Annotated in this window: 12 protein-coding genes; 10 read left to right on the plus strand and 2 right to left on the minus strand. The window is 60.4% G+C overall.

The window, feature by feature from the left end; translation table 11 throughout:
* The first annotated feature begins 24 nt into the window (after positions 1–24).
* From ppc to AB4O01_RS25990, 7 genes are all read left to right on the plus strand, one after another.
* A complete protein-coding gene (ppc, locus tag AB4O01_RS25960; protein ID WP_460089981.1) occupies positions 25–2,655 on the plus strand; it encodes a phosphoenolpyruvate carboxylase in 2,631 nt (876 codons plus the stop codon).
* 299 nt (positions 2,656–2,954) lie between these two features.
* Positions 2,955–3,602 (plus strand): adenylate kinase, encoded by a 648-nt coding sequence (gene adk, locus AB4O01_RS25965; protein WP_093436683.1) that lies wholly within the window; start codon positions 2,955–2,957, stop codon positions 3,600–3,602.
* A gap of 93 nt (positions 3,603–3,695) precedes the next feature.
* The gene (gene tsaB, locus AB4O01_RS25970) at positions 3,696–4,370 is read left to right on the plus strand and encodes a tRNA (adenosine(37)-N6)-threonylcarbamoyltransferase complex dimerization subunit type 1 TsaB (protein ID WP_414926616.1); all 675 of its coding nucleotides are present in this window, start codon (positions 3,696–3,698) and stop codon (positions 4,368–4,370) included.
* Between the two features lie 256 nt (positions 4,371–4,626).
* The gene (locus AB4O01_RS25975; protein ID WP_093436677.1) at positions 4,627–4,938 is read left to right on the plus strand and encodes a hypothetical protein; all 312 of its coding nucleotides are present in this window, start codon (positions 4,627–4,629) and stop codon (positions 4,936–4,938) included.
* Positions 4,938–5,798 (plus strand): DUF72 domain-containing protein, encoded by an 861-nt coding sequence (locus AB4O01_RS25980; RefSeq protein WP_093436674.1) that lies wholly within the window; start codon positions 4,938–4,940, stop codon positions 5,796–5,798. Before AB4O01_RS25975 ends, AB4O01_RS25980 begins: the two co-directional genes overlap by 1 nt.
* A gap of 31 nt (positions 5,799–5,829) precedes the next feature.
* Complete coding sequence (locus tag AB4O01_RS25985; protein ID WP_460089983.1) at positions 5,830–6,651, plus strand: isocitrate lyase/PEP mutase family protein; 822 nt, start codon at positions 5,830–5,832, stop codon at positions 6,649–6,651.
* Positions 6,652–6,653: 2 nt separating this feature from the next.
* Complete coding sequence (locus tag AB4O01_RS25990) at positions 6,654–7,346, plus strand: extensin-like domain-containing protein (RefSeq protein ID WP_150792465.1); 693 nt, start codon at positions 6,654–6,656, stop codon at positions 7,344–7,346.
* 3 nt (positions 7,347–7,349) lie between these two features.
* Here AB4O01_RS25990 and AB4O01_RS25995 read toward each other — a convergent pair whose 3' ends face one another.
* Positions 7,350–7,970 (minus strand): energy transducer TonB, encoded by a 621-nt coding sequence (locus AB4O01_RS25995; RefSeq protein WP_093436665.1) that lies wholly within the window; start codon positions 7,968–7,970, stop codon positions 7,350–7,352.
* Between the two features lie 92 nt (positions 7,971–8,062).
* Here AB4O01_RS25995 and AB4O01_RS26000 point away from each other — a divergent pair, with 92 nt between their 5' ends.
* Positions 8,063–8,845, plus strand: a complete 783-nt coding sequence (locus AB4O01_RS26000) for a class I SAM-dependent methyltransferase (RefSeq protein WP_460089985.1) — start codon at positions 8,063–8,065, stop codon at positions 8,843–8,845.
* A gap of 105 nt (positions 8,846–8,950) precedes the next feature.
* On the opposite strand, the gene AB4O01_RS26005 is transcribed toward AB4O01_RS26000, so the two are convergent.
* Positions 8,951–9,586: a TetR/AcrR family transcriptional regulator gene (locus AB4O01_RS26005; RefSeq protein WP_116254581.1), complete on the minus strand. Its 636-nt coding sequence runs from the start codon at positions 9,584–9,586 to the stop codon at positions 8,951–8,953.
* A 94-nt stretch (positions 9,587–9,680) separates the two neighbouring features.
* Between AB4O01_RS26005 and AB4O01_RS26010 the strand changes: the two genes are divergently transcribed.
* Together AB4O01_RS26010 and AB4O01_RS26015 are read left to right on the plus strand one after the other, a co-directional pair.
* The gene (locus AB4O01_RS26010; protein WP_460089987.1) at positions 9,681–10,781 is read left to right on the plus strand and encodes an efflux RND transporter periplasmic adaptor subunit; all 1,101 of its coding nucleotides are present in this window, start codon (positions 9,681–9,683) and stop codon (positions 10,779–10,781) included.
* A 6-nt stretch (positions 10,782–10,787) separates the two neighbouring features.
* The gene (locus AB4O01_RS26015) at positions 10,788–13,856 is read left to right on the plus strand and encodes an efflux RND transporter permease subunit (RefSeq protein WP_093436655.1); all 3,069 of its coding nucleotides are present in this window, start codon (positions 10,788–10,790) and stop codon (positions 13,854–13,856) included.
* Positions 13,857–14,046: the final 190 nt, after the last annotated feature.

A 14,046-nucleotide genomic window follows, 5' to 3' on the forward strand; every position in this document is an offset into this window, starting at 1 on the left:
CGGATTACTGCTGGGGAATTGCTGATGACCGATATTGATGCACGCTTGCGCGAAGACGTTCACCTGCTCGGAGAGCTGCTGGGCAACACCATTCGAGATCAGTACGGCGAGGCTTTCCTCGACAAGATCGAGCAGATTCGTAAGGGCGCCAAGGCCGATCGGCGTGGTTCTATGGACGCCGAACTGAGCGCCAGCCTCAATCAATTGAGCGAAGACGAATTGCTCCCCGTGGCGCGCGCGTTCAACCAGTTTCTCAACCTGGCGAACATCGCCGAGCAGTATCAGTTGATTCATCGTCGCGAGGAATCGCAGCCGGCGCCGTTCGAATCCCGCGTGCTGCCGGAATTGCTCGCGCGTTTGCGCAGTGAAGGCCACAGCGCCGAATCGCTGGCGCGGCAACTGGCGCGGCTGGAAATCGAACTTGTGTTGACCGCGCACCCGACCGAAGTGGCGCGGCGCACGCTGATCCAGAAGTACGACGCGATCGCCGGGCAACTCGCCGCGCAGGATCATCGCGACCTGACCAGCGCCGAACGCGAACAGATTCAAAACACCCTGCAACGGCTGATTGCAGAAGCCTGGCACACCGAAGAAATCCGCCGCACGCGCCCGACGCCAGTCGATGAAGCCAAATGGGGTTTCGCGGTCATCGAGCACTCACTGTGGCAGGCGATTCCCAACCATATGCGCAAGGCCGACAAGGCGTTGTATGAAGCGACCGGCCTGCGTCTGCCATTGGAAGCCGCGCCGATTCGCTTCGCCTCATGGATGGGTGGCGACCGTGATGGCAACCCCAACGTTACCGCTGCGGTGACTCGCGAAGTGTTGCTGCTGGCGCGCTGGATGGCCGCCGATTTGTACCTGCGTGATGTCGATCATTTGGCAGCCGAGCTGTCAATGCAACAGGCCAGCGACGCCCTCAAAGCCAAGGCCGGCGACAGCGCCGAACCGTATCGTGCGGTGCTCAAGCAACTGCGCGAACGCCTGCGCGCCACGCGCAATTGGGCACACGCTGCGCTGACTGCACCGACGCCAGCGCCGATAGACGTGCTGCACAACAACCGCGATCTGCTCGATCCGCTGGAGCTGTGCTTCAACTCGCTGCACGAGTGCGGCATGGGCGTGATCGCTGATGGTCCGTTGCTCGACTGCCTGCGTCGGGCGGTGACCTTCGGCCTGTTCCTTGTGCGTCTGGATGTGCGCCAGGACTCGTCACGCCATAGCTCGGCGATGACTGAAATCACCGATTACCTCGGCCTCGGTCGCTACGAAGACTGGGACGAAGAGCAGCGCATCACCTTTCTGACCCGCGAACTGAGCAATCGTCGGCCACTGCTGCCAGCGCATTTCAAACCGTCCGCTGACACCGCCGAAGTGCTCAACACCTGCAAGGAAATTGCCGCGGCGCCGGGCGCTTCGCTCGGTTCCTACGTGATCTCCATGGCCGGTGCAGCTTCCGATGTGCTCGCCGTGCAACTGCTGCTCAAAGAGTCTGGCGTGCTGCGGCCGATGCGCGTGGTGCCGTTGTTCGAAACCCTTGCCGACCTCGACAACGCCGGGCCGGTGATGGAGCGGCTGTTGCTGCTGCCGGGTTACCGTGCACGGCTGCAAGGCCCGCAGGAAGTGATGATCGGTTATTCCGACTCGGCCAAGGACGCTGGCACCACGGCGGCGGCCTGGGCGCAATATCGTGCGCAGGAACGCTTGGTGGAAATCTGCCGCGAGCAACAAGTCGAACTGCTGCTGTTCCACGGTCGCGGCGGCACCGTGGGCCGTGGCGGTGGTCCGGCGCATGCGGCGATTCTGTCGCAACCGCCGGGCTCGGTGGCCGGGCGTTTCCGCACCACTGAGCAGGGGGAAATGATTCGATTCAAATTCGGCCTGCCGGACATCGCCGAGCAAAACCTCAATCTGTATCTGGCGGCGGTGCTTGAAGCAACGCTGCTGCCTCCGCCGCCGCCGACACCAGAGTGGCGTCACTTGATGGACGAATTGGCCGCCGATGGCGTCAGCGCTTATCGCCAGGTCGTGCGGGAAAATCCGCAATTCGTCGAGTACTTCCGTCAGTCCACGCCAGAGCAGGAGTTGGGTCGCTTGCCACTGGGCAGTCGTCCGGCCAAACGCCGCGCCGGCGGGATCGAAAGTCTGCGGGCGATTCCGTGGATCTTCGGCTGGACACAAACGCGGCTAATGCTGCCGGCGTGGCTGGGGTGGGAGTCGGCGCTGAGCAAGGCGCTGGAGCGCGGTGAGGGCGAGTTGCTCGGGCAGATGCGCGAACAATGGCCGTTCTTCCGTACGCGTATCGACATGCTGGAAATGGTCCTGGCCAAGGCTGATGCGGATATTGCGCTGTCCTACGATCAGCGTCTGGTCGAGCCTGATCTGCTGCCGTTGGGCGCGCAGTTACGCGACCTATTGTCGCAGGCGTGCGCGGTGGTGCTCGGCCTGACTGGCCAGTCGCAACTGCTGGCACATAGCCCTGACACCCTTGAATTCATCCGCCTGCGCAACACCTACCTCGACCCGCTGCATCTATTGCAGGCCGAACTGCTGGCCCGTTCGCGGCAGCAGGATGTCGAGCAGGGCAGCCCGGTGGAACAGGCGTTGCTGGTGTCTGTGGCGGGGATTGCCGCTGGTTTGCGAAATACCGGCTAAGGTTTTTGTCGGGTGCGCGGTAGCCGGACGAAGACTTGGCTGTCGCGTTGCCTGACCGGCGAAAGTGCCGCGAGGCGACAGTTAATGATGGGGTTGCGACTTGGGTTACCGCGTCGCGAGGTCGCGGGGGGCGTCGGTTTCTCCGACTTTTGGCGTCTTGTGTGGGCGCAGCCTGCTGTGTATCTTGATCAGCCTTTGGCCGTTTATGCGGCCACGACCCGTATTTTCAGGATTCGTCCCAAGAGGCGAATCCTTTGTTTTGTAAAAGCTTTTTATAAAAAAATTGAGGAGCACATCTAATGCGCGTCATTCTGCTGGGAGCTCCCGGGGCCGGTAAAGGTACTCAGGCTAAGTTCATCACCGAAAAATTCGGCATTCCACAAATTTCCACCGGCGACATGCTGCGTGCAGCGGTCAAGGCCGGTACTCCACTGGGCGTTCAAGCCAAGAGCATCATGGATGCCGGCGGCCTGGTGTCGGATGACCTGATCATCGCACTGGTTCAGGACCGCATCGCTCAGCCAGACTGCGCCAACGGTTTCCTGTTCGACGGCTTCCCGCGCACCATTCCGCAGGCTGAAGCTCTGGTTTCTGCCGGCGTCGAACTGGATGCAGTGGTTGAAATCGCTGTTGAAGACGAAGAAATCGTTCAACGCATCGCCGGCCGTCGTGTTCACGAAGCCAGCGGCCGCGTTTACCACATCGTCTACAACCCGCCGAAAATCGCAGGCAAAGACGACATCACCGGCGAAGAGCTGGTACAGCGCAAGGACGACACCGAAGAAACCGTGCGTCATCGCCTGTCGGTCTACCATTCGCAGACCAAGCCGCTGGTGGATTTCTACCAGAAGCTGTCGGCTGCCAACGGCAAGCCAAAGTACAGCCACATCGAAGGCGTTGGTTCGGTTGATGCAATCACCACCAAGGTGCTGGCAGCGCTGAGCTGAAAAGTCTGATCGGCTGCATCATCCACGGCCCGCTTGCGGGCCGTAGTTGTTTATACTGACGCCCTTTTTCCCACACCTGTTTTGGAAACATCGATGAGCACCTTGCTGGCCCTGGACACCGCGACTGAAGCTTGCTCCGTTGCCTTGCTGCATGACGGCAAGGTCACGAGCCATTACGAGGTGATCCCGCGCCTGCACGCGCAGAAACTGCTGCCGATGATCCAGCAACTGCTGGCCGACGCCGGCACCACGTTGCAAGCGGTCGATGCGATTGCTTTTGGTCGCGGGCCTGGCGCGTTCACTGGTGTGCGGATTGCCATCGGTGTGGTGCAGGGTCTGGCGTTTGCGCTGGATCGTCCGGTATTGCCAGTGTCCAACCTGGCCGTGCTGGCGCAGCGGGCGTTGCGTGAGCACGGTGTGAGCCAGGTCGCGGCGGCCATCGATGCGCGGATGGATGAAGTGTATTGGGGCTGCTACCGCGAGACGGCGGGGGAGATGCGTCTGGTTGGTGCCGAAGCGGTGTTGCCGCCGGAAGTCGCGGCGCTGCCGGCCGATGCCAGTGGTGAGTGGTTCGGTGCTGGCACGGGTTGGAGTTATGCCGAGCGCATCGCGGTCAATCTGACCGGTTCCGATGCCGCCATGCTGCCCCACGCCGAAGACTTGCTGACCCTGGCGCGCTTCGCCTGGGAGCGCGGCGAGTCGATCCCGGCTGACGATGCGCAACCGGTTTACCTGCGCGATAAAGTCGCCACCCCGAAAGCCCGCTAACTCGTCACGAACCCTGTGGGAGCGAGCTTGCTCGCGAAGGCTTCTGGTCAGCCAATATCAATGTTGAATGTGCTGAACTCTTCGCGAGCAAGCTCGCTCCCACAGGGAATTAAGTCGCCCGCGAATCCGCCAATCGTCAGTTTCTAATCCCTCGCTTTAAACCTTTTGCGCTTTATGTGTTCTAGTTATCACTCGGCAGTTTGCTAAGTCGGTCAAGTGCCGCTAAATTGCCATCATCGATACCGAGCATGAAATTATGCGTATAGACGGCCTTTCCTCTCAGTCCTACCCCATCAAGCGCAAGCCTCGCAAAGGCCATGTGACTGTGGATGAGTCCGTCGATGACATCGACGGTGAGCTGGAATTTCCGACTGAAGAGCAACTGGCTGCCCGTGCTGCCGCCAAAGCCGCCGCGCAACGCCTGAGCAATCTGCCCGCCCGCCAACAAGACATGATTTACCACCGCGCCATGAGCAAAAGCGTAGCGATGGCCCTCGCCAGCTACCTGAGCACCGCCGGTTTTGTCGATTGGGATGCAGACGTGCTGGGCCTCGATCTGTATATCTGATGGGTCTGCCTTACTACCTCGGTTGTCCGTCCTGGAGCGAAAACGCCTGGCGCGAGTATCTGTACCCGGTAGACGCCAAAACCTCCGATTTCCTCGGTCTCTATTCCCAAGTGTTCAACGCCGTTGAAGGCAACACGACCTTCTACGCCAGCCCGTCGCCCGCCACGGTGCAGCGTTGGGCCGAGGTCATGCCCGAGCACTTCCGCTTCACCGCCAAATTCCCCGGCGACATCAGCCACAGTGGTGACCTGCGCGAGCAACTGACCGCCGCCGAAACATTTCTGCAATTACTCAAACCCCTCGGTGAGCGCGTCTCGCCGATGTGGTTGCAACTGTCGAAAAGCTTCACGCCGCAGCGGCTGCCGGAACTGGCGGCGTTTATTGATGCGCTGGATTGCCCGTTGGCGGTGGAAGTGCGCCATGAACAGTTCTTCGCCAAGGGCGAGAGCGAACGTCTGCTCAATCGCCTGCTGCTGGATCGTGGCGTTGAGCGCATCTGCCTCGACCCGCGTGCGCTGTTCAGTTGCCTGTCGACTGAATCTTCGGTAATCCACGCGCAATCGAAAAAGCCACGCGTGCCGACGCGCCCGGCGGCGTTCACCCAGTTCCCGCAAGTGCGTTTTATCGGCCATCCGGAACTGGAAGCCAACGACCCGTTCCTAGTGCCGTGGGTGGCGAAAATCGCCGAGTGGATCGAAGAGGGCCGCACGCCGTACATCTTCCTGCACACCGCCGATAACCTGCTGGCGGCGAAACTGGCGCAACGTTTTCACGCACAACTGATGCAACGTTTGCCTGGCCTGCCAGCGCTGCCTGCGCTATACAGAGAACCCGCCGCGGAGCAACTTGGCCTGCTCTGAAGCGGATTTTTTTCTGCCCAGGAGTCTGCCGATGGATGCCCAAGCCCGTAAAGCCCACGCCTTCAAAGCCCTGCATGACCAATCGGGGATTTTCGTGATTCCTAATCCGTGGGATGCGGGGTCGGCAAAAATGCTCGCCAGTCTTGGCTATCAGGCTTTGGCGACCACCAGTGCCGGTTATGCGTTTTCCCAAGGCAAGGCCGATGGCGCGTTGAGCCTTGATGAGACCTTGGCCAATGTCCGCGCGATTGTCGCTGCCACCGATTTGCCGGTAGCGGTGGATCTGGAAAACGGTTTCGCTGATGACCCGGCTGAATGCGCCAAGAGTCTGCTGCGTGCTGCCGAGGCCGGCGCTGTTGGTGGTTCGATTGAAGACGCCACGGGCCGCGCGGATGCGCCAATCTACTGCTTCGAACACGCTGTGGCGCGCATCGAGGCCGCTGTCGCTGCGGTGCGCACGCTACCTTTTCCCTTCATCCTCACCGCGCGGGCGGAAAACTACCTGCACGGTAATCCCGATCTCAACGACACCATTCGCCGCCTGCAGGCCTTCGCCGAGGCAGGGGCCGACGTGTTGTATGCGCCAGGTTTGCGCAGCGCCGAAGAAGTGCTGGCAGTGGTGCGTGCGGTGGCGCCGAAACCGGTCAATGTGCTGATGTCCGGCGGTTTGAAACTGACCGTGCAGGAGCTGCAAGAAATGGGCGTGCGGCGCATCAGTACTGGTTCGGCACTGGCGTTGGCGGCGTTCGGCGAATTCTTCCGTGCCGCTGAAGAAATCCAGCAATCCGGCACCTTCGGGTTTACCTCGCAGTCGATGCCGTACGCCAAAGCCAATCAATTCTTCAAAGGCTGAGCATGGGGCGGTGGATCGCGCTAACCGTGTTGCTGATCACTGGCGGCGCGTTGATCAGTGTGTGGCGCGGTTGGCTGGACGTGCCGCCGTCATGGAATCCATGGGCGCCACTGGACGTAAAAGCCGCGCCCAACTGGCTGACCGGCTACAAGCTGATGCGTTTGCGCAGTGATCCTGAACTCTGTGCCCAGGCGTTGAACAGCTCTGATCTGCGGGTCACGCGACAAGCCGATAGCCCGGACGCCAAGTGCCCGCTGATCGGTGCCTTGCGCGTACAGGGCGGTGAGGTGGCGTTGAGCAGCAGTTTCCTCGCCAGTTGTCCGCTGGCGGTGGCCTACGCGATGTTTGAACAGCACACGCTGCAACCTGCTGCACAATCCGTGTACGGGCAGAAGGTCGCACGCCTTGATCACCTCGGCAGCTTCGCCTGTCGCAATATCTACAATCGCGAAAGCGGCGCGCTCAGCCGCCATGCCAGTGCCGATGCGCTGGACATCGCCGGGTTTCGTCTCGCCGACGGCCGCAGCATCAGTGTGCTCAAGGACTGGCCGAAGCAAAATCAAGACGCACAATTTCTGCGTCAGGTGCGCGATGGCGCCTGCGAGGCGTTCAGTGTGGTCTTGGGGCCGGATTACAACACCGCCCACCGCAATCACTTTCATGTCGATGTCGGACGCTGGAGCGTGTGTCGCTGAGGCTTAGGCGGCGAGGCGCAGGTTCTGCAGAACGATCGGGCGGGCCCAGCCGTTATCAAAATCCAGTGCTTTCTGTTGCTCGACGATTTCTTCCGGCGGGAACGGCGGGTAAGGCTTCTGCAGCAGATCCAGATCGAACTCGGCAATCGGCAAGTACAGCGGCTTCTTCTGCGGGGCCGGGCCAGGCTCTGGAACGGGCTGACCATTGTTGATCACCACCGGGCGAACCCAACTGCTGTCGAAATCCTGCTGCGCCTGCTGAGCTTGCAGTTCTTCTGGCGGGAATGGCGGGAACGGCTTGTCCAGCAGTTCCATTTCGAATTCGGCGATCGGCAGGAACAGCGGCTCTGGCGGACGCACTTCGGTTTCCACCACATCGCACTCGCGCTGGCTGACGATGTGCGCGTGCAGCTCGCTGCCGATGGTCGGTTCTTCCGGGCTGCTCAGGTCAACCGGCGGAAATGTACCGCAGGCAGGCACCACTTCACTCGTCTGTTCGGCCATCGCTTGGGCAAAGAAATCCTGCCACAGGTGACTGACGCCGCTCAGTGCTTGAGTGTTGTGACGGCTAAAGTCGCCATGGGGCGAGATGTAGCCAATCGATGTGGGAAGAATGCCTGACATTTTTTTCGGTTGACGCTCAGCTCTGGCAAAATGCGCGTTGAATGAATTATCGGCGGTTTTTGCCGATCCTTGAATTTTTGAGCGTGTTTTCCATGATCGAGCAACCCGCGGCCTGCCGCATCCATGTCCAGGCCCTCGGCCCGACGTTTGAAGCGCAAGCCGAGCAGTGGGCCGAACGCCTCGGTCTGCCGCTTGCAGTGGCGGACGGCGAGTTCGCCTTGCAGGTCGGCGAGCAGGGTTTGCAGTTGCAACAGCTCGGCCCGGACGCACCGGGGCCGGTGCGGGTCGACTTTGTTGAGGGCGGCGCTGCGCATCGTCGGCTATACGGCGGCGGCAGCGGGCAGATGATCGCCAAGGCTGTCGGCATCGCCCAAGGCGTGCGCCCGCGGGTGCTGGATGCCACGGCGGGATTGGGCAAGGATGCGTTCGTGCTGGCCAGCCTCGGTTGCGAGATGAGCCTGATCGAGCGCCAGCCGCTGATTGGCGCGCTGCTGGAGGATGGCCTGGCGCGGGGCGCGGAAGATTTCGATGTCGCGCCGATCGTGGCGCGGATGAAATTGCTCAAGGGCAACTCCATCGAGGTCATGCAGAACTGGGAGGGTGAGGCGCCGCAGGTGATTTATCTCGATCCGATGTTTCCGCATCGCGAGAAGACTGCGTTGGTGAAGAAGGAAATGCGCCTGTTCCGGCCGTTGGTGGGCGATGATCCGGACGCGCCGGCGTTGCTCGAAGCCGCATTGGCGCTGGCGACGCACCGGGTGGTGGTCAAGCGACCGCGCAAGGCGCCGTGCATTGCGGGGCCGAAGCCGAGTCATGCGCTGGATGGCAAGTCCAGTCGATACGATATCTACCCGAAGAAAGCGCTCAAGCCTTAAACCGAGTTGCCCCCATTCGCGAGCAAGCTCGCTCCCACATTTGAAATGCATTCCAATGTGGGAGCGAGCTTGCTCGCGAAGGCGTCCCCTCAGACACCTTAAAAGTCAGGGCCTGTAAGCACGCATAAACAAAGCCACCACTTCCTGAATATGGCTCTCCGAAGCCTCTTCGCTCAATGGTTCACCACAGCCATATAACAAACGAAAATTCCCCGCGCCCTTGATCAGGCAGAAGAAATGCTCAGCAGCATTGCGCGGCAGATCGATGCTCAGCGCGCCGGTCTCGTGGATGCGCGTCAACAGCCGTTCCATGCCCTGCACCATGCGCTGCGGACCCGCCTCGAAGAAGATCAGCGACAGCTTCGGATCCTGACTGCCGAGCGCCATGATCAAACGGTGCAGATTCACCGATTCATCGCTGTTGATCAGGTGATGAAAGCCTCGCGCAATGTTCAGCAACACATTTTCGACGGCGATGCCTTCGGGCAATTCGAAGAACAGCGGCGGTAATTGCTCCTCGCATTTGGCCACCACGGCGGCGGAGAACAGCGTCTCCTTGTCGTTGAAATGGCTGTAGACCGTCAGCTTCGACACGCCGGCCTCGCTGGCGACCGCGTCCATGCTGGTGTTGGCGTAGCCATGACTCAGAAACAGAATTTTCGCCGCGTCGAGGATCGCTTGGCGCTTGGCCAGATCCTTGGGGCGGCCTGGGCCGTTTGGAGCTGAAAGATTGTTCGACATTCTTCGCTTTTAATACTGGACTGGTGAGTTTGCTATTAATAACATACCCGCCAGTATAATTATTCCAAGCACCATTAGCGAAAGGTCCGTCACCATGTTCCGCCATGCGTTGTCCCTCGCGTTGCCAGTGAGTCTGGCGTTCCTTTTGTCAGCATGCGGTCAGGAAGAGGCGACGCAAGTCGCCGTGCGACCAGCCATGGTGGTGCAGCCAGAGCCTTCGGCACAGGCGATGGAAAGTTATCCGGGCGAAGTGCGCGCCCGCTACGAACCGGATCTGGCATTCCGCATTGGCGGCAAAGTCAGCCGACGACTGGTCGATGAAGGTCAGCGCGTGAAGGCTGATCAGCCACTCGCCGAACTCGATCCGCAGGACGTGCGCCTGCAACTGGAAGCCACTCGCGCCCAGGTGGCTGCCGCCGAAGCCAATCTCAATCTGGTCCGCGCCGAACGTGATCGCTACAAGACCCTGATGGATCGGCAGATGGTCAGCCGCTCGGCCTACGACAATGCCGAAAACCTTTACCGCTCCGGTGAAGCCCGCCTTAAACAGATCAAAGCCGAATTCAACGTGTCGACCAATCAGGCCAGTTACGCGGTGCTGCGTGCGCCGCAGGATGGCGTGGTGGCTAAACGCTCGGTGGAAGTCGGCCAAGTGGTTGCCGCCGGACAGACTGTTTTCACTCTTGCCACTGATGGCGAGCGCGAAGTACTGATCAGCCTGCCGGAGCAGAGCTTCGGCCGCTTCAAGGTCGGTCAGCCTGTGACCGTCGAACTGTGGACACAGCAGAACCAGCGCTTCGCCGGGCAGATCCGCGAACTGTCGCCCTCCGCCGATCCACGCTCGCGCACTTTCGCTGCGCGCATTTCTTTCGTGAGCGGCAAAGTCCCGTCCGAACTGGGGCAGAGCGCCCGGGTGTTTGTGCAATCGGCCGATAGCGTTTCCCTCTCGGTGCCGCTCTCGGCACTCACCGCCGAAAACGGTGCGACCTACGTCTGGGTCGTCAGCGCCAACAACACCTTGAAGAAAACCCCGGTGCGCATCGGCCCGTTCGGCGAGAAAACCGTGCCGGTGCTCGAAGGCTTGAACGCCAGTGACTGGGTGGTGGCTGCTGGCGTGCATGTGTTGCTCGAAGGGCAGCAGGTGCGTCCGGTGGATCGCTCCAATCGCGTGGTCAATCTGGCGAACAAGGAGTAAGCCCCGATGCGCTTCAACCTTTCCGAATGGGCGCTGCGTAATCGCCAGATCGTACTGTTCCTGATGCTTTTGCTGGCCATCGTCGGTGCGTTGTCCTACACCAAACTCGGCCAGAGTGAAGACCCGCCGTTCACGTTCAAAGCCATGGTGATTCAGACCCGCTGGCCGGGGGCGACCGCGCAGGAAGTCTCGCGGCAGGTCACCGAGCGTATTGAAAAGAAACTGATGGAAACCGGTGAGTACGAGCGCATCGTGTCGTTCTCGCGCCCCGGCGAATCGCAGGTCACGTTCATTGCCCGCGACTCGATGCATTCCAAGCAAATCCCCGACCTCTGGTATCAGGTGCGCAAGAAGGTCAGTGATATTCGCCAGACCTTGCCGCCGGATATTCAGGGGCCGTTTTTCAACGATGAGTTCGGCACCACGTTCGGCAATATCTATGCGCTGACCGGGGACGGTTTCGATTACGCGGTGCTCAAGGATTACGCCGACCGCATCCAGATCCAGCTGCAACGGGTCAAGGATGTCGGCAAGGTCGACTTGCTCGGTTTGCAGGACGAGAAAATCTGGGTCGAACTGTCCAACGTCAAACTGGCGACCCTCGGCTTGCCGCTGGCGGCAGTGCAACAGGCGCTGCAAGAGCAGAACGCGGTCTCGACCGCCGGGTTCTTCGAAACCGGTAGCGAGCGCTTGCAGCTACGGGTCTCGGGGAATTTTCAGACGGTCGAGGAGATAAAGAACTTCCCGATCCGCGTCGGTGATCGCACGTTCCGCATCTCCGATGTCGCCGATGTGCGTCGCGGGTTCAACGATCCACCGGCGCCGCGCATGCGCTTCATGGGCGAAGATGCGATTGGTCTCGCGGTGGCGATGAAGGATGGCGGCGACATTCTGGTGCTGGGTAAAGCGCTGGAAGGCGAGTTCTCGCGCATCCAGAAAAACCTCCCGGCCGGCATGCAATTGCGCAAGGTTTCCGATCAGCCGGCGGCGGTGAAAACCGGAGTCGGCGAGTTCGTCCAGGTGCTGGTCGAGGCGCTGGCGATTGTCTTGCTGGTGAGCTTCTTCTCCCTCGGCGTGCGCACTGGCATGGTCGTGGCACTGACCATTCCACTGGTGCTGGCGATGACCTTCGCCTGCATGTATTACCTCGGCATCGGCCTGCACAAGATCTCCCTTGGCGCGTTGGTGCTGGCGCTGGGCTTGCTGGTGGATGACGCGATCATCGCCGTGGAAATGATGGCGATCAAAATGGAGCAGGGCTTTGACCGTATCCGCGCGGCGAGCTATGCCTGGACCAGTACCGCGTTCCCTATGCTCACCGGTACGTTGATCACCGCCGCCGGGTTTCTGCCGATTGCCACGGCGCAATCCGGCACTGGCGAATACACCCGTTCGATCTTCCAGGTGGTGACCATCGCCTTGCTCGCGTCCTGGGTGGCGGCGGTGATGTTCGTGCCGTATCTGGGGGAAAAACTCCTGCCGGATCTGGCGAAAATTCATGCGGCCAAACATGGTACCGCCGATGGTCAGGCTGATCCGTACGGCACGCCGTTTTATCAGCGCGTTCGGCGCTTGGTGGAGTGGTGCGTGGCGCACCGCAAGACCGTGATCGTGCTGACGGTGGGGCTGTTTATCGCCTCGGTGATGTTGTTCCGTTTCGTCCCGCAGCAGTTTTTCCCGGCTTCCAATCGACTGGAGTTGATGGTTGATCTGAAACTGGCTGAAGGCGCGTCGTTGGCCAATACCACTGGCGAGGTGAAACGTCTGGAGGCGATGCTCAAGGATCACGCCGGTATTGATAATTATGTGGCGTATGTCGGCACCGGATCGCCGCGCTTTTATCTGCCTTTGGATCAACAGTTGCCGGCGGCCAGTTTTGCGCAGTTTGTGGTGTTGGCGAAAACCATTGAGGAACGTGAAGCGCTGCGCAGTTGGTTGATCGAGACGCTTAACGAGCAATTCCCGGCCCTGCGTTCGCGGGTGACGCGTCTGGAGAACGGTCCTCCGGTTGGCTACCCGGTGCAGTTCCGCGTCACCGGTGAGCACATCGAAGAGGTTCGTGCGTTGGCGCGCAAGGTCGCGGCCAAGGTTCGCGAGAATCCGCATGTGGTCAATGTGCATCTGGATTGGGAAGAACCGAGCAAGGTCGTGTACCTGAACATCGATCAGGATCGCGCGCGAGCATTGGGTGTAAGCACGGCCAATCTGGCGAAATTCCTGCAGAGTTCGTTGACCGGGTCGAGTGTCAGTCAGTATCGCGAAGACAACGAATTGATCGAGATTCTGTTGCGCGGCACGGTGCATGAACGCACTGAATTGTCCTTGTTGCCGAGTCTGGCGGTGCCGACGGATAACGGCCGCAGTGTGGCGTTGTCGCAGATTGCCACGCTGGAATATGGCTTTGAGGAAGGGATTATCTGGCATCGCAATCGTCTGCCGAACGTGACCGTGCGTGCGGATATTTATGGCAAGGAGCAGCCGGCGACATTGGTGAAGCAGATCATGCCGACGCTGGATTCGATTCGCGCCGAGTTGCCCGATGGTTATCTGCTGGATGTCGGCGGTACGGTGGAGGATTCCGAGCGTGGGCAGAAGTCGGTGAATGCCGGGGTGCCGATGTTCATCGTGGTGGTGCTGACCTTGCTGATGGTGCAGTTGCGCAGTTTTTCGCGCACGGTGATGGTGTTTTTGACGGCGCCGCTGGGGTTGATCGGGGTGACGTTGTTTTTGATGGTGTTCCGTCAGCCGTTCGGGTTTGTGGCGATGCTGGGGACGATTGCGTTGTCCGGGATGATCATGCGCAATTCGGTGATTCTGGTGGATCAGATCGAGCAGGACATTGCTTCGGGGCTTAAGCCTTGGCAGGCGATTATCGAGGCTACGGTTCGACGCTTCAGGCCGATTGTGTTGACGGCGCTGGCGGCGGTGCTGGCGATGATTCCGTTGTCACGTAGTGTGTTTTTTGGGCCGATGGCGGTGGCGATCATGGGTGGGTTGATTGTTGCGACTGCGCTGACGCTGTTGTTTTTGCCGGCGTTGTATGCGGCTTGGTTCCGGGTGCGTAAGGGCGCTTGATTCTTTTGTGACGTGGCGGCCTTTGGGCCGACCATGTTCTTGGGGTTTTGGGTGTATATCCGTTTCTGCGGGTGCTGCCGCTGGCGGTTTCGCTCTTACAGCGAGTCCCTTTGGCAAACGCCCCAAAGGAACCAAAGGTCTTTGCCCTGACGTTCGGCCCGCTCGCTGGGGCTCGGGGTTCCTTCGCTCC

Source organism: Pseudomonas sp. S2_E02, assembly GCF_054668355.1.